The 16,666-nt window shown below is 40.9% G+C and carries 19 protein-coding genes, 1 tRNA gene and 1 pseudogene; 9 read left to right on the top strand and 12 right to left on the bottom strand.

Annotated elements, in window-relative coordinates; genetic code table 11:
- Nucleotide 1 precedes the first annotated feature (1 nt).
- The 3 genes from ACWIWK_RS07650 to pgsA form a co-directional block, all read right to left on the bottom strand.
- Complete coding sequence (locus ACWIWK_RS07650; protein WP_454152206.1) at nucleotides 2-490, bottom strand: acyl-CoA thioesterase; 489 nt, start codon at nucleotides 488-490, stop codon at nucleotides 2-4.
- A 69-nt stretch (nucleotides 491-559) separates the two neighbouring features.
- Nucleotides 560-1,648 (bottom strand): RIP metalloprotease RseP, encoded by a 1,089-nt coding sequence (gene rseP, locus ACWIWK_RS07645; protein WP_454152205.1) that lies wholly within the window; start codon nucleotides 1,646-1,648, stop codon nucleotides 560-562.
- A 1-nt stretch (nucleotide 1,649) separates the two neighbouring features.
- Nucleotides 1,650-2,195 (bottom strand): CDP-diacylglycerol--glycerol-3-phosphate 3-phosphatidyltransferase, encoded by a 546-nt coding sequence (pgsA, locus tag ACWIWK_RS07640; protein ID WP_454152204.1) that lies wholly within the window; start codon nucleotides 2,193-2,195, stop codon nucleotides 1,650-1,652.
- Between the two features lie 151 nt (nucleotides 2,196-2,346).
- Between pgsA and ACWIWK_RS07635 the strand changes: the two genes are divergently transcribed.
- From ACWIWK_RS07635 to ACWIWK_RS07625, 3 genes are all read left to right on the top strand, one after another.
- Nucleotides 2,347-2,431 (top strand) — tRNA-Leu (locus ACWIWK_RS07635).
- A 198-nt stretch (nucleotides 2,432-2,629) separates the two neighbouring features.
- Nucleotides 2,630-3,373, top strand: coding sequence for an AAA family ATPase (locus ACWIWK_RS07630; protein ID WP_454152203.1), 744 nt, complete (start codon nucleotides 2,630-2,632; stop codon nucleotides 3,371-3,373).
- 31 nt (nucleotides 3,374-3,404) lie between these two features.
- Nucleotides 3,405-3,779 (top strand): hypothetical protein, encoded by a 375-nt coding sequence (locus tag ACWIWK_RS07625; RefSeq protein WP_454152202.1) that lies wholly within the window; start codon nucleotides 3,405-3,407, stop codon nucleotides 3,777-3,779.
- Nucleotides 3,780-3,835: 56 nt separating this feature from the next.
- Here the strand turns inward: ACWIWK_RS07625 and ACWIWK_RS07620 are convergent, their stop codons facing one another.
- From ACWIWK_RS07620 to ACWIWK_RS07600, 5 genes and pseudogenes are all read right to left on the bottom strand, one after another.
- On the bottom strand, nucleotides 3,836-4,186 hold the full coding sequence (locus ACWIWK_RS07620) for a Fur family transcriptional regulator (RefSeq protein ID WP_454152201.1): 351 nt from the start codon (nucleotides 4,184-4,186) through the stop codon (nucleotides 3,836-3,838).
- 159 nt (nucleotides 4,187-4,345) lie between these two features.
- Nucleotides 4,346-6,022 (bottom strand): AlwI family type II restriction endonuclease, encoded by a 1,677-nt coding sequence (locus tag ACWIWK_RS07615; RefSeq protein ID WP_454152200.1) that lies wholly within the window; start codon nucleotides 6,020-6,022, stop codon nucleotides 4,346-4,348.
- On the bottom strand, nucleotides 6,019-6,477 hold the full coding sequence (locus ACWIWK_RS07610) for a DNA adenine methylase (RefSeq protein ID WP_454152199.1): 459 nt from the start codon (nucleotides 6,475-6,477) through the stop codon (nucleotides 6,019-6,021). Before ACWIWK_RS07610 ends, ACWIWK_RS07615 begins: the two co-directional genes overlap by 4 nt.
- Complete coding sequence (locus ACWIWK_RS07605; RefSeq protein WP_454152198.1) at nucleotides 6,417-6,728, bottom strand: DNA adenine methylase; 312 nt, start codon at nucleotides 6,726-6,728, stop codon at nucleotides 6,417-6,419. Before ACWIWK_RS07605 ends, ACWIWK_RS07610 begins: the two co-directional genes overlap by 61 nt.
- An 80-nt stretch (nucleotides 6,729-6,808) precedes the next feature.
- A pseudogene (locus ACWIWK_RS07600) lies at nucleotides 6,809-7,442 on the bottom strand (DNA-methyltransferase); the annotation flags it as partial.
- Between the two features lie 378 nt (nucleotides 7,443-7,820).
- Here ACWIWK_RS07600 and ACWIWK_RS07595 point away from each other — a divergent pair.
- The 6 genes from ACWIWK_RS07595 (at nucleotide 7,821) to ACWIWK_RS07570 (ending at nucleotide 13,804) form a co-directional block, all read left to right on the top strand.
- Entirely contained in the window at nucleotides 7,821-9,587 is a 1,767-nt protein-coding gene (locus ACWIWK_RS07595) for a hypothetical protein (RefSeq protein ID WP_454152197.1), read from the top strand.
- A gap of 45 nt (nucleotides 9,588-9,632) precedes the next feature.
- Entirely contained in the window at nucleotides 9,633-10,607 is a 975-nt protein-coding gene (locus ACWIWK_RS07590) for a metal ABC transporter solute-binding protein, Zn/Mn family (protein ID WP_454152196.1), read from the top strand.
- A gap of 21 nt (nucleotides 10,608-10,628) precedes the next feature.
- Complete coding sequence (locus ACWIWK_RS07585; protein ID WP_454152195.1) at nucleotides 10,629-12,182, top strand: nickel/cobalt transporter; 1,554 nt, start codon at nucleotides 10,629-10,631, stop codon at nucleotides 12,180-12,182.
- A 63-nt stretch (nucleotides 12,183-12,245) separates the two neighbouring features.
- Nucleotides 12,246-12,515, top strand: a complete 270-nt coding sequence (locus ACWIWK_RS07580; RefSeq protein ID WP_454152194.1) for a hypothetical protein — start codon at nucleotides 12,246-12,248, stop codon at nucleotides 12,513-12,515.
- On the top strand, nucleotides 12,409-12,987 hold the full coding sequence (locus ACWIWK_RS07575; RefSeq protein WP_454152193.1) for a metal ABC transporter ATP-binding protein: 579 nt from the start codon (nucleotides 12,409-12,411) through the stop codon (nucleotides 12,985-12,987). The genes ACWIWK_RS07580 and ACWIWK_RS07575 overlap by 107 nt, the downstream gene beginning before the upstream one ends.
- Nucleotides 12,980-13,804: a metal ABC transporter permease gene (locus ACWIWK_RS07570; protein ID WP_454152192.1), complete on the top strand. Its 825-nt coding sequence runs from the start codon at nucleotides 12,980-12,982 to the stop codon at nucleotides 13,802-13,804. Before ACWIWK_RS07575 ends, ACWIWK_RS07570 begins: the two co-directional genes overlap by 8 nt.
- Here the strand turns inward: ACWIWK_RS07570 and ACWIWK_RS07565 are convergent.
- The 4 genes from ACWIWK_RS07565 to purS all read right to left on the bottom strand — a co-directional run bounded on the left by ACWIWK_RS07565 (nucleotide 13,776) and on the right by purS (nucleotide 16,663).
- Nucleotides 13,776-14,513: a 1-acylglycerol-3-phosphate O-acyltransferase gene (locus tag ACWIWK_RS07565; protein ID WP_454152191.1), complete on the bottom strand. Its 738-nt coding sequence runs from the start codon at nucleotides 14,511-14,513 to the stop codon at nucleotides 13,776-13,778. The two genes, ACWIWK_RS07570 and ACWIWK_RS07565, sit on opposite strands and share 29 nt — an antisense overlap.
- Entirely contained in the window at nucleotides 14,497-15,627 is a 1,131-nt protein-coding gene (locus ACWIWK_RS07560) for an SH3 domain-containing protein (protein ID WP_454152190.1), read from the bottom strand. The genes ACWIWK_RS07565 and ACWIWK_RS07560 overlap by 17 nt, the downstream gene beginning before the upstream one ends.
- Nucleotides 15,628-15,648: 21 nt before the next feature.
- Nucleotides 15,649-16,329: a phosphoribosylformylglycinamidine synthase subunit PurQ gene (purQ, locus tag ACWIWK_RS07555; RefSeq protein WP_454152189.1), complete on the bottom strand. Its 681-nt coding sequence runs from the start codon at nucleotides 16,327-16,329 to the stop codon at nucleotides 15,649-15,651.
- Nucleotides 16,330-16,411: 82 nt separating this feature from the next.
- Nucleotides 16,412-16,663 (bottom strand): phosphoribosylformylglycinamidine synthase subunit PurS, encoded by a 252-nt coding sequence (gene purS, locus ACWIWK_RS07550; RefSeq protein ID WP_454152188.1) that lies wholly within the window; start codon nucleotides 16,661-16,663, stop codon nucleotides 16,412-16,414.
- Nucleotides 16,664-16,666 lie beyond the last annotated feature (3 nt).

The raw sequence follows: 16,666 nt of genomic DNA, 5'->3' as shown, positions 1-16,666 counted from the left end.
ACTAAGAATTTTTAATTGTTTGGAAGTTTTTCACATTTTGTGCGCGAGCTTTTTTGCGCGATAATGCCCCTTCATAACGCTTGATTTCCTCTGGTGTCTTTGGCTCAAATGGTGGGATTTTCTTTTTCTCCCCTGTCTTTGTGTCAATCGCCACCATTGTGAAATAGCAAGTGTTGCAATGCGTTACAAAGTGGTTTTTAATATCCTCGCTAATGACTTTAATCCCAACTTCACAACTCGTGCTCCCCACATAATTCACACTTGCCAAAAAAATAATAAGCGAACCAATGGGAATGGGGTGCTTAAAAACGAGGTTATCCACACTCATCGTTACCACTCCGTGCCCACAATATCGTGTAGCGCACGCATACGCCACTTGGTCTAATAGCTTCATAAGCTCACCGCCGTGAACAACACCACTAAAATTCGCCATACTAGGACTTGCCAAAACGCTCATTGTGAGTGAGCGCGTATCAAAAATATCTTCCATACGATTCCCCTTTTTTGTAAGATTGTTATAATTATGCCCTTGATAAAGTTAATAAAAGTAAAAATTTCTTTATCCAATTAAGCGATTTATATCATTATACACACCAAGTAACATCACACATATAAGCACACTAATGCCAAGCGCACTAATTAAAAACATCGCTTTTTCTGGCGGGGGAGATTTGAAAATCGCCTCATAAAGAGTAAAAACTATCCCACCACCATCAAGCGGAGGAATAGGCAAAAGATTGAGGATTGCTAAATTTATCGAAATAAGTGCGCTGAAACTCAAAAGCAAGACTATGCCACTCTCACTCGCTTTTGAAAGTCCATCGGTAATACCAATCACACTGCTTATTTGGTCGTGTGAAATCACGCCTGTGATGAGTTTTTGTATGCTTTGAAAGATAATTTGCGTGGCAAAAAGTGTCCTATCAAATGCCTTGCTTAGAATCTCAAAACCCTCAAATCTAAGCGTTTGCACCTCTCCACTTGCACGAATACCAATAAAAGCACGCCTAATATCCTCGCCAAATATATTTTTTGCTGATGAAATGCTAGGCACAAGCGTTTTTTGCAAAATTACAGAATCTCGCTCTAAAACAAGAGAGATTTCGCCATTGGTGTGAGATAAAATCTCTCCAATCTCCTCAAAAGAACGAATACTTTCTCCATTGATGCTTAAGATTCTATCACCTTTTTGTAATCCCACTTCTTTTGCAGGCATAGAATCTACTACCTCACCAACCACAGGAGAAAGAGCATTAAATCCAACCGCACAAACCACCACATACAACAAAAATCCAAGCAAAAAATTAAATCCAACACCACCGAGCAAAATAGCGATTTTTTGTGTAGGCGACTTTGCCACAAAGCTATCAGAATCGAGATTCTCTTCCGTGCGTTGCGTGGTCCCGCTAGATTGCTCATATTCGCCTGTTCTTGCAGCATTTTCTCCTTTCATTTTTACATAGCCACCAAGCGGGATAATGCAGAATTTATAGCGCGTGCCTCTAAATTCAAAAGCAATAATTTCTTTCCAAAAGCCAATACTAAAGGCTTCTACCTTTACCCCACACGCTCGAGCAACGATAAAATGTCCAAGCTCGTGGAAAAATATTAAAAAACAAAGGATAGCAAATGCACTTAAAAGTCCCATTTTAGCCCTTTAGACTCTTGTAGTATGCGAGTGTGTAGGTAAGCCCGGAATACAAAGTTAAAAATGTCGCAATCCACAATAACACTTCACCACCGGGGAAAAAATCTGCAAGCAAAAAAGCAATGGCAGCGATTTGTGCGCCCGTTTTGTATTTGCCAATGCTAGAAGCAGCAACACTTTTCCCACTCCCAGCAGCTACCACACGCAATCCCGTGATAAAAAATTCCCTGCTTAAAATCAAAAATACCGCCCACTCTGACGCGCGCCCCAACACCAAAAGCGCGATAAACCCAGACAAAATAAGCATTTTATCTGCCAATGGGTCAAAAACCTCGCCAAAAAGGGATTTCACACGATATTCACGCGCAATATATCCATCAAAAAAATCTGTAAGACTTGCAATACAAAAAATAAGACAGGCAAAGTAATTCACCCACGAAAAATCTACATACTCTGGGAAAATAAGTGTGTGATGAAGCACGACAAAAAGGAGCATAAAACTTAAAAATATGCGAGAGATACTTAAAATATTAGGAATGTGGCGCAAAAAAATCCTTTAACAATATGGAATCTACTTCATAAATCGACATTTTACCCAAATGCTTGGGGGATTGTAGCCCAAATACACCATAAAAAATTAAAGAATCTTGCAAAAATCTAAAAAATCATTGTATAATTGCCACTTTATTATTTTAAATGCGGAAGTGGCGGAATTGGCAGACGCACCAGACTTAGGATCTGGCGCCGCAAGGTGTGGAGGTTCAAGTCCTCTCTTCCGCACCATTGATTTTAATACATTCAAGCAATACAAAAATCCTCAATACTTAATCCTCACAATAATTTGCCTTTGTTACCTTTTGTTACCATATTACCTTAATCGTATATTTTTAAGTTGTATTTTAAGGTTAAATATACTACACTTTGGGACATATACTTGATTTGTGGTTGCTAGTATTATGAAATCAAGGTTAGGAGGCGTAAATGGGCAAAGAAAAACACGCAAATATCATCACCATAGCAAATCAAAAAGGTGGCTCTGGCAAAAGCACCGTCTCAATAAATCTAGCCGTAAAACTCCTAGAATTTTCCGATAAAGTTTTGGTAATGGATACTGACCCACAAAAGAGCATCGAAAGCTTCACCAATGTCCGAGAAAATGAAGCGAGCGCGCAAAGAAACCTTAAACACTTTACATTATCCAATCGCACGGGCAATATCACAGAATCACTCAAGCAATTTCTTAAACTCTATGAGTTCATTATCATTGATACGGGCGGGATTGACAGCCAAGAATCACGCAAAGCAATGCTTTATGCAGATTCTATTGTTTTGCCAACCACGCCATCACTTTTTGACTCCGATGTGCTTGCTTCGATGCTTGCCACTCTCACGGAAATTAAAGATGTGAATGAAGATGTCAAAACGGCAATTTTAATGAATAAAATCAGCACAAATGTATTTTTAGGCAAAGAATTAGAACAATATCGAAAAAACATAGAAGAAATTTGCAAGGAAATAGGCGTAAAGGACGACTTCTACTTACTTGAAAATGTGCTAAAAGAGCGCATTGCGTATAAACGCGCGGTAAGCGAGGGGTTAGGAATTAGCGAGTTTAACGACACAAAAGCTCGCGATGAATTTGAAAAATTCTTTGCAGAATTTGCCAAAGTCGCTGAGCTACCAATTTCTAGCAAAGAAAAGAAGACAAGTAAAAAGGGCAAATAGACTAGCCCAATCTAAACAAAAGGAGAACAGAATGGACAAAATCAGCAAAATCGAAAAAATTGAGGGGAGCAAAAAAGCTAAAAGCATTGTTTCTAAAGCGAGCAACCGCACAGGCAACACAAAAAAGACTACAACTAGGACACCAAGAAGCAAGCCTATTGTAGTTAAAAGGGTTTCTACGCCTAAATTGCAGGGTGTTTCTATTAGTGTTGATAAGGCACTTATTGAAAAGCTTGATACACTGCTCCAAAACTTAGGCAAAAAGGCGCAGAGCAAAGTAGCCTTTATCGAAGAGGCAATCTCACGCCATATCAAAAAACATAAGAAAAAACTTGGCAAAATAGGTAAAAAAGATAAAAAGAAATCAGGAGTAAAAATCTCTAAAAAATTGCCAAAACTTGCGTAAGCAAAAATCAAAAGTTGCTTGATAAAAGTGCGTGAGTAGGCAGGAGAGTTATCTAACTACTCACACTCATTGCAGATTCCGTGTGCGACTACGGATTTTACCCTGCCTTGTGCTTTTGCACCCTTAGGCAAGTCAAAATCCGTGATTTTGTGGCAGACATCACACACAAAGTGCGCTTTAGCATCTTGCGCTAGCTCGTAGTAGCTTTTGCGCTCTAAATTGGTCTTTACCACCACGCCCCTTTCCTCAAAAAGCTCCATATTGCGATAAAAAGTCGTTTTATTTGCGTCTAAGTCAAACTCATCAAAGCTAAGTGGCTTAGCCGATTTACGCAAAATCTCTAGCATTTCTAATCGCAAATCCGTGATAGCGATATGGTTTTGTTTTAGCAATGAGATAGAATCCATTTTTTGCCTCTTTTGCCTTATTATAGTTTTGTGCGTTCGCGCATTTCTCGCGCTTTAAGCGTTACGCGTTTGGCATTTTTTAAGCACATTATAGCAAATTTGGATTTTGCTTATGCGATTTTAGCGTGCAATTTCGCATAAATTTTGCGCAAAAATCATCTACGCCCTAGCATTCACGCTATCAATGTAACTATCCGTTTTTTCGCGCAAAAGTCTCTCTACAAACAGCGCATCAAAATTGCGCTTAAACTCGCCAAAAGTCGCGCTAGATTCTACTAACTCGATAAAATTCTTTAATGTTATGGGTGCGAGTTTGCTCTCAAACTCTTTGGCGCAGAATTTAAAAAATAGCGCGACATCAAAGTGGATATATGGCGCGATAAGCACAGCTCTTTGTTCTACACTGCTTTGCTTTTGGGATTCATACAAATGCCGTGCTATGCTCGTAGTTTCGCTATTTAGCTGTTGATTGCGATTTTTTATCATTGTGGCTTCAAAGTTACAATTTTCATAGACTAAATCCGCCTTGCCAGCAGGTGCGTAAGATAGTGGCTCACCATTTTCATTATAAATCAAATTGGATTGCAAATTATTAAGCCCATATTTTTTGCCTAAAATAAGGGCGAGTAAATATTCCAAACGCAACGATTCAGGGATATTTTTAAAATCATTAGATTGACTTTCTTTTGCACTAGCTAAAATCCGCAGTTCATTTAGCAAGTTTGCAATCTCGCTTTTTTCGATTTTGCTTTGCAAAGATTTTGTATAAAATGCTTGATTTAATCGCGATTCAAGCGCGTCTAGATTCTCAAATTCGCTTGTATTCACGCTCACATTAAGGCTTTTTGCCTTTTGTGCTACTACGGATTTTCGCACCGCTTCATTTTGAATCCACGGGAGATTTACACTCTCTAAAAACGCGATATATTCCTGCACACTTGTAAAATCTAAGCAATCATAACCCTTATATGTTTGCAATAAAGCCTGAATTTTTGCCCCCTCAAAGTGTGAAAAATCATAATAAATATACTGTGCCACGCCTCGCGCTATAAGCAATCCGCTCATTTCAAACTTTCTAAACACCTCATCGGCATAGTCATTGAGCGTAGCATAGCTTACGCGCTCTAAGCCCTGCTTTTCAAACAAATATTGCGTGATATATTCTTTGTTTTCCTCCAAACCATAGATTTTGCGATATGCCAAAATCTCGCTCACGCATTTTGCATAATCACAATCTTTCATTCCAAGCACAAAGCTTTTAAATTCGTGTTTTAAGATTCCCTTTGATTCATTGCCTAATTTTCCCCATTCTTTTTTCAAGCTATCAATCACAAAAATCGTATTTAAAAATGGGCGGGCTTTGTTCGCTATTTCTGGTCTTGTGGGATTATTTGTATGCCAGCCAATCATAATCTTTGCATAAATATTTGTAGGGCTAGATTTTCGCTCAAGCAAATCAAAGGCAAATTTTGTCAAACTTATCGCTTTGCATTTTTTATCACCCAAAAGCATAATAAAACCCTGCGATTCAAGGGCTTGCAAATGTGTCTTTATACGAAATACAATTTTTTTTAATGTAGCAATATGTGGATTTAACGCCAAAAGTTTTTTAAATTCTGAATCATTGAGCTCGATTTCATTTTCTAATTTATCTTTGATTTCATTTGAGATATTACTTAGCGTATAGATTCCGTTTTTGACAAATTCTTCAAAGCAAAGTTTGGCGATTTTAGCGTCAAATACAAAACCATTAAATCGCCTTAAAGCGTGCAAAAACTCCACATTTCGCTTAGGATTTCTAATCGTGGTGCTAAAGGAAAATACTTTATATTTCATAAAGATTCTCCATTGTAATTTGACATATAATTTGTGATTACAACTTCAATACTTTTGCCAAGATTTTTGCGATGATAGTTTGCGTTTGCATAATCGCGTTTGATAAAATGTATGTGGTATTTCGCGCTCCATTGTTTAAGCAAGCCATTGCGTTTGCCATTAGATTCAAGGACATTTGAGAGCGCGAATTTTTTATTTTGAGAATTTAGAGAATCTAAAATCGCATATAAATCCTTTTCGTCATTTTCGCTCCAAAGAGCATTATACGGGGCTTGTGTGATTAAATACGGCGGGTCGAAATAAAAAAAATTATCCAAAAACTCACCATTTTGATACAACGCACTATCTCTAAAATCTAAGTTTAATAGCGTAATATGTGGATTTTGCAATGCGTTTATAAAAGCCTCGCATTTATTTTGCTGAAATGCTGAAAAATCGCTTTTCCCCACAGGCACATTGTAATCGCCCTTTGCGTTAAAACGCACAAAATCGATTCTAGTGAGTTGCGCTGAAAATAGCGAAGTAAGTCGATAATGCGCGTTTCTTTGTCGTTTAGAATCAAATTTTTAGATTTTGCATTTAGCCCGACAATCCCGCTGCCACAAAATACATCTACAAAGTTTGTGATTTGTTGCGGAAAAAGTGGCAGTAGCGATTTTAAGATTCTCGCTTTGTTGCCTACATAATTTAAGGGTGAGAGTATCATTGCCCACCCTTTGTTTCGTCATTGCATTTTGAGTGAAGTTTTTTCTTGCATTGTTTTTCAATGTTTTGCAAAGCATTGCAAATGCGATTTTGCGCCTTTGTGTAGTAGTCTTTATCAATCTCGCAGCCGATAAATGCGCGATTTGCATTCAAACACGCGATTGCAGTCGTGGCAGAGCCACTAAATGGGTCAAAAACGAGTTGATTTTGGTTTGTGTGGATTGAGAGGATTTCCTCAAAAACTTTTAGGGATTTTTGCGTGGGGTGTAGGCGTTTATTTCCCCCCCCCCGTGATTATGGGAGCTTTAAACGCGCCTTTAAGATAGGGCGTATCTTTTGGTTTATTAAACACCCAACGCTTTTTACCTTTCACAGCCCAAATCGCGCATTCAAAATCCACCACATACCTTGCATTGACATTTCTAGGCATAGGGTTTGATTTTTCCCAACGGAGTAAATCTTTGACTACGCAACCGCTTGATTCTAACGCTTCCACAATGCAGGTGAGATTTTTCCAATCATTAAAGATGATTATGCTTCCGCCATTTCTTAGCAACGGCACACATTCCTTTATCCATTCGCTTTGATTAAACCCATAATCCCATTTGCCAAAATCTATCCCCGCTCTGCCCATCGTGGTGAAGTTATTTTTGCGCGAAATATTATACGGCGGGTCGGTTAAAATACAATCCACCTCGATTTTTTCGCGCTTCATAAACTCCACTAATTCTTTATAATCACAATTTGCAAAATATAGATTTTGGGCTTGCAATGCGCTTAGCAACGCGCTATCAAAAATGGCAGAATTAGCACATTCACTAGGCGTGTGCGAATGAGAAAAAGAGTGTGCTAATTGCGTTGTCATTTATTGCCTTAAGTGCTATGTGGATTTTGGCTTGTATGTATGTGCCAACTTCTAATCGCACATCTTAACCTATTTTTACCTATCATTTATCACTTTTGGTTTGATTTTTTGTTAATTCTTAAGCAACTTTATTTTTATAAAGCAACTAAGTTGCATTTAAGCAAAAAAGTGTTATAATCCGCCGTTTAAATTTTAAAAAACCACCAAAAAGGTGAAAAAGGACTTACAATGCAGGATTTCAAACTACAAACAAAGACGCGTAATGATACACCATTTAATGACTTGCAAACACACACCATATCACAAAGCCAAATGCAACGCACACAAAATCTAACGCTAAAGGCACTTTGTCTTTGTGCGTTTCTCACTAGCGCAAATGCCCTGTATGCAGACAATGCAAACAAAACAGCGCAAAATCAACATACGCCAACCACGCAAAGCAGCGCACAAAACACAGACGAAATCCGCGATAATCAACACAAAGCGCATTCTCACAGCGACTCACACGAGCATTCGCACGCGCATAACTTACAAAATGGACATTCTCACTCCCACGATTTTAATGCAGATTCTAGCCATTCGCACGCGCATAATCCCCACACAAATTCGCACGCCACGCAAGCAAATCACGGGGATTCCCACGCCACCAAGCGCGATTATTTGCATACTTACGAACTCCACGAGCACGAGCATTCAAAGCAAAGCGATTTTGCTAGTCTAAGCGCAAAAGTGGGAATCTTTGGCAAATCCTCTGCCCTTGCGAGCAAAAGCGACAACGCAAACAAAGACAACTACGCGATGCTTTACTCACGCCTTTTGCTTCGCGCAACCCCCTTTGCAAACGCGCATAACGGATTAAGTGGCTTGCAAGTGGGCGTGGGTGCGGTGGCGTATTCGCCTTTTTATAGCGACAGGGCAAACGCCTACACTTATATCAATTCAAATTTTGTCGCAAACAACGCGTATTTGGGCTATATCAAAGATTTTAACCGCGCAAGTGTCGAAGTGCTAGCGGGGCGATTTGAGCAAGAATTAGAGTGGGTGGGGCATTCATTGCAGGGCGTGTTTGGACGCGTAACGCTCCCATTTAGCACAGGCACAAATCCACATTCTGCCCAAATCTATGGAATCTGGGTAAATGAGCACGCAGACATTACGCGCGAATTTAGCTCGGATTTTGACTTTTATAAGCACCTCTACCCAAAAGAAAATCTTTTCGCTGGCGGGGTAAATCTCTCCCTCGCCTTAAGCCAAAATACGCGCTTTCATATCGAGCCTTATGCGTATTATTTGACGCATTTTTTTAGCGTGTATGGGAGCAAATTTGTGCTAGATATTGGCTTTGGCGGGGATTTTAATGGCAATGTAAGTGGCACAAAATGGCGGAGCAAGACTATCGCACACGGGGCGTTTTTGTATTCAAATTATGCGCGAATCCACGCAGGGCATAATCATAACGAAGCAGGTGGCGAGCATAACCACAACCACGAGGACGGACACGGACACTTAGATACGGATAATCGAGGCGATACTTATTTCGCGCTCTTAGAGCAAGAGTTTCTCTACAAAGATTTGCTCTACTTTGGGCTAGGATTTCAGCATATTGGTAGCAAGGTGTTTGAGCTGGCAAATATCGAAACCACTTCGCGCTTTGAAGCGCACGAGGGGCAGGGATTTGGCGTGATACGCCCTGGTGCATTGCATAGCGGTAGCCATACGACAAACGCTTATGACGCGCATACAAACACTTACTATGGCTTTGTGGGGGCGCGATTTGGCGCACAAAGGCGATTTGGCTTAGAAATTATGGGGCGAGATAGCACAAGCAGCGCAAAAACACAGAGCGCGTTTTCGCTAGGATTGCGATATGAATTCGCTGGCGGCTTTGAAATCGGAGGACTGGCCGTGTATATGCTTGATACACACGCGCACGATGGAGTCGCTCATACGCTCAATCGCTCCTTTGGCAAGGCGTATATGCAGTGGAGATTTTAAAATTTAAACGCAAATTTCAACGCAAAATCAACATAAGGAACAACGATGAAAAAATATAGATTTAGCAAAATCTTGCGTGGAGGCATAGTGGCGTTTTGCACGCTAGCATTGTGCTTCAATGTAGCAAGCGCAAAAGACTTCAACGCACAAAAGCCCATAATCTCGGTGAGTATCGCGCCTGTGGGCTATTTTGTGCAAAAAATCGCTAAAAATAGCGTGGATATAAACCTCATAATCCCGCCAAATAGCGATGAACACACGCTAGATTTTAAGCCTAGCGTGGTGGCAAACCTGCAAAAAAGCGCGGTGTATTTCACTATCGGGCTAGAAATCGAAGCGATTTTGGCACAAAAATTTAAGGACATAAAAATCGTGGATATAAGCGAGGACATAGCAAAGATGAGCGATACGCACGAGCATAATCACGATTCGCACAAATCTAGCGACAAAGCGCACGCGCATTCACACGGGGATTCTCACGCGCACAAATCTAATACGCATTCGCACGATTTGCACGCACATTCACGCAAAGACCCGCATATTTGGCTTGACCCGATTTTGGTAAAAACAATCGCCCAAAATATCGCCAAAACTTTATGCAAGCTCTACCCGCAAAATGCGAAGTTTTACGCGCAAAATCTCGCGGATTTTGAAAAAGAATTAGATAGCTTACACACCCAAATCACACAAATCCTCTCCCAAAGTAAGCACAAAAAATTTATCATCTATCACCCAAGCCTAAGCTACTTTGCTTTGCGGTATAATCTCACTCAAATCCCTGTGGAGATTCTCGGCAAAGAACCTAAGGCAAGGGATTTACAAGCCCTAATACATCTAGCTAAAAAAGAGCAAATCCGCACGATTTTTGTGCAGGCTGGATTTGCCCAAAAATCCGCTAAAACTCTTGCCAAAGAGTTAGACGCAAATGTCGCACAAATCAATCATCTAAGCGATGAGTGGGACAAGCAAATGCTCCACATAGCGCAAAAAATCGCGCAAAAAATCGCAGAGCAAGAATAAGGCGTAGAGTAAGGCTAGCAAATGCGAGTTTTGTTTGGATTTTGCCTTTTTGTCGCGCTTAGCATAGCGCAAATCTATGCCTGTGCGCTGTGCCAAGCCTATATCCCAAATGTGCTTGTAACCGTGCTTAATATTAGCAAGCATAACGCGCAAAGCTCTATCGCGCTTGAATGGGAATTTGAGCGCGAATTTACCCAAACGCTACTGCATACTTATGATGCAAACGCAAATAATGTGCTTGAAAAAAGCGAGCTAAACGCCATAAAAAACGCGCTTACAAGCTATGCCCTGCCAAAAAATAACCTAACCCAAATCCTGCGAGAAAATCCAAACAATGAGAATCTAGAGCGTGTCAAATTTCGCGTGCAACATAATGAAATCTTTATGCGCGATGAGAGGCTTATCTATCGCTATGAAGTCGTTTTAAATTCTGATTTTGACATATCTAAGCGACTTGCCGTGCAAGTCCAAGATGAGGGGGATTTTTTTGCGTTTCAATTTTTGCCACGCGACATTGCGCTAGGGGAGCGGATTTTGGTGGGCAATGCAAATGCAAACCTTATCATTTTTGAGGCAAAAAATGCGAGCGATTTGAATGAGGATTTAAGCGAGGATTTAGAGGATTTTCAAAAAGCAAAATCTAGCGATTTAAATTCTGAAACTATGCAAAATCTCCCCCCACATTCTAGTCTGCAAAACATAAAAGATTCTAGCAAGGCGTTTTTAAGTGCTTTATGGCAGGGCATAGTTGCGCTCAATGCCAAAATGCTCTCCACCATAAAATCCCACATTGTTGGCGAAAACGCGGGCGAAAAAAGCGTATTTGGGATTTTGGGCTTAATGGCGTTAAGTTTGCTTTATGGCATTTTGCACGCCGTTGCGCCCGGACACGCAAAGTTGCTGACTAGCTCGTATTTTTTAGCGCACAAAGGCTCTTATGCAAAGGCGTTTGGGTTTGCCCTGCGCGTAGGAATCGTGCATATTGTAAGCGCGTTTGTGCTTGTGGGGCTTGGGCTTTTTGTCTTAAAAATCGTGGTGCAAAGCCTCGCAAATGAGGCAAATGCGATTATCACGCAGATTTCAAGCGCGATAATCATCGCGGTGGCGTTAATTTTACTCGTGCGAAAAATGCGTGGCAAACACGCGCATACTTGCGGGTGTGCGTCCTGCCAAAATCACGCGCTTAACTCAAACGCGCTTCATAAGAACAATGCGACACATTCGCATTCTACGCTTGCAAACGCGCTGAATGCTATGCAATCTATATGTTCAAACATTGAGATTGATTTTGCCAAATGGGGCATTATAATCGCAGCGGGAATCGTGCCTTGCCCGAGTATGATTGTTGTGCTTTTGCTATGCTTTGAAGTGAGCTTTTTTAGCGCGTTTTTAAGTGCGCTTTGCATTGCGATTGGAATGAGCTCGGTGGTGTTTGTATCTGCGATTTTTGCGCATAAGGTGCGGTTAAGTGCGAAAAGTGAAAAAATCTCTCGTGCGTTAGAATACTTCGCGCTTTGTGGAATGCTTTGTGTGGGGATTTTTATGTTTGCAAACGCAAAATCTGGCGTGTTTTAAAATTTAAATTTTAAAATGGCGTGGATTTTGGGTATGAGATTTCGCAATTTTTGAGGTAATGTTATGGAGCTTTTTAGGATAGAAAATTTGGACTTTGCGTATAGTGCGAATCAACCGCCCGTGCTAGAACATATCAACTTGCGCTTTTTTAGTGGCGATTTTTTGGCGATTACAGGGGCAAATGGCGGGGGGGAAATCCACGCTAATAAGGCTAATCTTAGGTATTTTGCACCCGCAAAATCCACACATAACGCGCTATGTCAAAACTACGCAAATGGGCTATGTCCCACAAATCACGCAGGCAAATCCAAACTTTGCGATTCGCGCCATTGATTGCATTACTATGGGGCTTGTGGGAAGCAGAACCTTTGGCTTTACACCCAAACGCGACAAAGACAAAGCACGAAATGCTCTCTCGCTTGTGGGAATCGCAAATCTTTGGGATAGAAATCTCAATGATTTAAGCGGGGGGCAACGGCAAAGAGTCTTTATCGCGCGGGCTTTGGTGGGGGAGTGCAAACTACTAATCTTAGATGAGCCAAGTGCGAGTGTGGATAAGCAAAGCGCGGAGGCGATTTTTTCACTTTTAGATTCTTTGCATAAACGCGGTGTGGGGATTTTACTCATTAGCCACGATGTGGATTTGGCAAGTAAATACGCAAACAAAGTCGCAACGCTTAATCGCACGCTAGAGTGGCGACAAAATCCGCAAAAGGTGCAACAAAATCAAAATCCTATCCGCACGCATAAAAGTGCATTGCAACGCGTGCAAAAGGCGCAAAATCTAAAGGGCGCAAATGTTTGAAATTCTCTCTTTTAACTTTATGCAAAATGCCATTTTTGGCGCGTTTTTGGTAAGTGTGGCGTGTGGGATTATCGGCTCTCTAGTGATGATAAATCGGCTCTTTTCACTAGCGGGAGGCATTACGCACGGGGCTTTTGGGGGAATCGGACTTGGATTTTATCTAGGGCTTAGTGGCGTTGCTATGTTTGCTAGCACGGCGATGTTCGCGCTATTTTTAGCCATTATCGTGGCATATCTTAGCAAAGCCTATCCGCATAGAAGCGATAATGTAATCGCCGTGATTTGGGCGTTTGGTATGGCGTTTGGGATTATTTTGGTGGATAAGAGTAGCGATTTTGGCGGGGATTTGATGAGCTATTTATTTGGCAATATTTTGGCGATTAGTGGGGAAGATTTGGCGATTATGGGCGTGTGTGATGTGCTGTTTGTTGGCATTGCTATCGCGTTTTATCGGCAGTTTGAATCGATGAGCTTTGATAGCGAGTTTGCAGGGCTAAAGGGCATAAAAACGGAGATTTTGCATTTAGTCTTGGTGTGTGCTATCGCGCTTTGCGTGGTGGTGGCTATGCGCGTGGTGGGGCTTATTTTGGTGCTTGCATTGCTTGGGATTCCCTGCTTTATCGCGGAGCGATTTGCGCGGACTTTGGGCGGGATAATGCTTCTCTCGTGCATTTTAAGCGCGGGATTTTGTTTGATAGGCTTGGCATTATCTTACGCGCTTAATCTCTCAAGTGGCGCGAGCATTATCCTCGTAGCGTGCGCTAGCTTTGTGCTTGTGGGTTTAAATATTATGGGTTCATTTGTGCGTAGTGTTTAGCATATTCCTCATTCATTAGTTTTTCAAGATTCTCATACCATTTCTCATCAGTAAAATCAGGCATAAAAGCATCAAGCATAACGATACGAGCAGTATCACTCAAAGAGCGCACAGGCGAGGTATCATACATTTTGCGTGAGTTAATGAGTAAAATTGGCTGAATCTTTAGCTTGAATTTTTGCGCGATAATTTTCGCACCCTGCTTAAATGGTAGGAGTTTTTCATTTCCTCTACCACGCGTGCCCTCAGGGAAAATGACAATAGGTCGCCCCTGTGCTAAACGACTCTTTACTTCTTTGAGCAAATGCAATGTGCCACTTTTATCCTGTCTATCTATTAAAATCATTTCAGGGAGCGTAAGCGCATAACCATAAAATGGAACTTCACCAAGCTGTTTCTTTGCTATCCAACAAATATTTTTAGGGTGAGAACTCTCTAAAAATATAATATCCCCCACGCTTTGGTGATTAAGCATAATGAGTTGCGCACTCTCATCAAACTCCCCTACCCGCTCAACCTTAAAACCATTTAGAGTGAAAAATACCCAACATTTTAAACGCGCTTTTTTACCATTGTCTTTGTGTCGCAAAAAGTAAATTTGCACGATAATAAATGGCAAATATCCTAAAATAATCAATGTGGCAAAAATCCCTTTAATCGTTGCCCATATTTTTTGAAGCAATGATAAGTCGTTATTTTTTGATGACATACTCACCCCGCACCCAACCTACTTGCTCATCATCGATAAGCACTTTATAAAACATCACACTTTCTCCATCAATCACTGCTGCCCTCTCTCCTAATATCTGTGCTGGAGTGGAAGATTCTATAACTCTTATAATAGTGGAGTTTTTCATTGGCACAATGCTTAGTTGTGCCCCTGATTCCACCGTGCCAAAATCGCTATTAAGCACGACATCATAAATTATCATACCGATAAAAATCGCCCCAAGAAACACAAAAACTTTATAATTACGCCAAAAATAAAGCCCTATAAATAACGCTGCCATTAAACCAAGTGCTATGCGCTTAAAAAATACTGAGCCAATCTTTGGGGCGAGTTCGCTTTGGGTTGTTACTATTTCATCAGTAGCATTGATAGGGAATCTCACCGCCTCAAATCGCGCAGTATTAAGGTTAAAGTATTCAAAGTTAAGCTCGCTTTGCTCCTTTGGTAACAACACATAATAAATCCCGCGAGCTACGCCATCAATAGTATTTAGCTCATCAAAGCCTTGATTCTTAATATTTTTAAAATACAAATCTTCTGCATTGGGGCTTTTGACCTCAAACTCAAAAATGACAATATTTTCATTTGTGCTTGCCTTTTCTTTATGCCATAAGACTTTGAAATCACTCCCAAGCACGCCCGTGTATCTCGCGTTTGAGCGTAAGTCAGTAGTTTTAATTTGTATTTGATTTGCACTCACACTCTCCTCATAGCTTTCATCAGCACTAATGGCATTTACAAGCATTGCTGGGATACTAGCATTGCGCGAAAGAATCTTAAAAACATAAGTCGCGCTTAAAGTATTGTTGCCTAGATTTTCCCAATTTGGCTTATTTCTAAGCTCTAACTTTCCGCTATATGCACTACTAAATTTCGCACTTCTAAGCTTCGCTCCTGCAAGGAGTGAAATCTCATAAGTAACCCGCACTTCCTGCCCGACATAAAACTCTTCGTCTTCTTGTGGAGCAGAAACCACATTCACATACACGATTTTTGGACGCTCATATACTTCATTCTCTTCGTCTTCTTGACTCAATGCCACTCCACAAACAAGTAGCACAAAACACATAATCCTTAAAAACTGCTCTCTCATTTGCATTCTCCCTTTTAGATTCTAGCCTATGTGATGAAGTGTATTGGCATTTTCACACAATGCCTTTAACATCGCTAAACCATCTACTCCGCCGAGCACAGATTCTATCGCACGCTCAGGGTGAGGCATCAGCCCAAAGACATTTTTGCTCTCATTGCACACTCCAGCGATGCAGCCAATAGAGCCATTTATATTGCTTTGGTAGCGCAATAAAATTTGATTGTTTTGCTCTAATGCCTGTGCGCTCACCTCATCAATATAATATGAGCCATCGGCGTGGGCGATAGGTAGCGAAATAACGCTATCTAGCGTGTAATCACACAAAAACGCATTGTCATTAGCACATACACGCAAATCTTGCCATTGATGGATAAAATGTAAATTTTCGTTGCGTTTCAATGCACCGGGCAACAACCCAGCTTCACAGAGAATCTGAAAGCCATTACAAATGCCAAGCACATAACCACCTTCTTTAGCAAATCGCTCCACCGCACGCATTATAGGACTAAATCGTGCTATCGCGCCACTACGCAAATAATCTCCATAGCTAAAACCACCGGGAACAACTACAAGTGTGGTCTCATCTGGGAGATTCTCGCATTTATGCCAAATGATTTTTACATTTTCTTTGAGGCTTTTATACGCGTAGGCGACATCTTGTTCGCAGTTTGTGCCGGGGAATTGCAAGATTACCACACTCATTTATAATGCCTTATGTGTGTTGTTCTTTTTGCTCTCCGCATACATTTTCATCGCTCATTCTCCAAATTGTATTTTATGAGTTCTATTCTTGTGAATCGCATTCTTGCACGCAATATTCTTCAATCACCATATTTGCAAGCAAACTCTCACACATTTGCTTTGCTTCGCTTAATGCTTGGGTTTTATCGTTGGTTTTTAAAGTAAGGGTGATTTGTCGTGCGAGTTTCACACCCTCCACACTTTCAAATCCCTGTGCGTGCAACGCGTGATAAATTGCCTTAGCCTGCGGGTCTAACACACCACTTTTTAATGTTACAATAGCTTTTATACGCATATT

It is taken from the genome of Helicobacter sp. 23-1048, assembly GCF_053654545.1.
Note: the sequence above shows the minus strand (reverse complement) of the source record. Positions and strands in the feature narration are given on the sequence as shown.

What these genes read in the sequence shown, in the direction of transcription:
- ACWIWK_RS07630 (WP_454152203.1), top strand. Translation starts at nt 2,630, where the DNA reads ATGGGCAAAGAAAAACACGCAAATATCATCACCATAGCAAATCAAAAA.
- ACWIWK_RS07615 (WP_454152200.1), bottom strand. Translation starts at nt 6,022, where the DNA reads ATGAAATATAAAGTATTTTCCTTTAGCACCACGATTAGAAATCCTAAG.
- ACWIWK_RS07625 (WP_454152202.1), top strand. Translation starts at nt 3,405, where the DNA reads ATGGACAAAATCAGCAAAATCGAAAAAATTGAGGGGAGCAAAAAAGCT.
- ACWIWK_RS07560 (WP_454152190.1), bottom strand. Translation starts at nt 15,627, where the DNA reads ATGAGAGAGCAGTTTTTAAGGATTATGTGTTTTGTGCTACTTGTTTGT.
- ACWIWK_RS07580 (WP_454152194.1), top strand. Translation starts at nt 12,246, where the DNA reads ATGGAGCTTTTTAGGATAGAAAATTTGGACTTTGCGTATAGTGCGAAT.
- purS (WP_454152188.1), bottom strand. Translation starts at nt 16,663, where the DNA reads ATGCGTATAAAAGCTATTGTAACATTAAAAAGTGGTGTGTTAGACCCG.
- ACWIWK_RS07570 (WP_454152192.1), top strand. Translation starts at nt 12,980, where the DNA reads ATGTTTGAAATTCTCTCTTTTAACTTTATGCAAAATGCCATTTTTGGC.
- ACWIWK_RS07590 (WP_454152196.1), top strand. Translation starts at nt 9,633, where the DNA reads ATGAAAAAATATAGATTTAGCAAAATCTTGCGTGGAGGCATAGTGGCG.
- ACWIWK_RS07585 (WP_454152195.1), top strand. Translation starts at nt 10,629, where the DNA reads ATGCGAGTTTTGTTTGGATTTTGCCTTTTTGTCGCGCTTAGCATAGCG.
- ACWIWK_RS07565 (WP_454152191.1), bottom strand. Translation starts at nt 14,513, where the DNA reads ATGTCATCAAAAAATAACGACTTATCATTGCTTCAAAAAATATGGGCA.
- ACWIWK_RS07605 (WP_454152198.1), bottom strand. Translation starts at nt 6,728, where the DNA reads ATGATACTCTCACCCTTAAATTATGTAGGCAACAAAGCGAGAATCTTA.
- purQ (WP_454152189.1), bottom strand. Translation starts at nt 16,329, where the DNA reads ATGAGTGTGGTAATCTTGCAATTCCCCGGCACAAACTGCGAACAAGAT.
- ACWIWK_RS07650 (WP_454152206.1), bottom strand. Translation starts at nt 490, where the DNA reads ATGGAAGATATTTTTGATACGCGCTCACTCACAATGAGCGTTTTGGCA.
- ACWIWK_RS07595 (WP_454152197.1), top strand. Translation starts at nt 7,821, where the DNA reads ATGCAGGATTTCAAACTACAAACAAAGACGCGTAATGATACACCATTT.
- ACWIWK_RS07620 (WP_454152201.1), bottom strand. Translation starts at nt 4,186, where the DNA reads ATGGATTCTATCTCATTGCTAAAACAAAACCATATCGCTATCACGGAT.
- rseP (WP_454152205.1), bottom strand. Translation starts at nt 1,648, where the DNA reads ATGGGACTTTTAAGTGCATTTGCTATCCTTTGTTTTTTAATATTTTTC.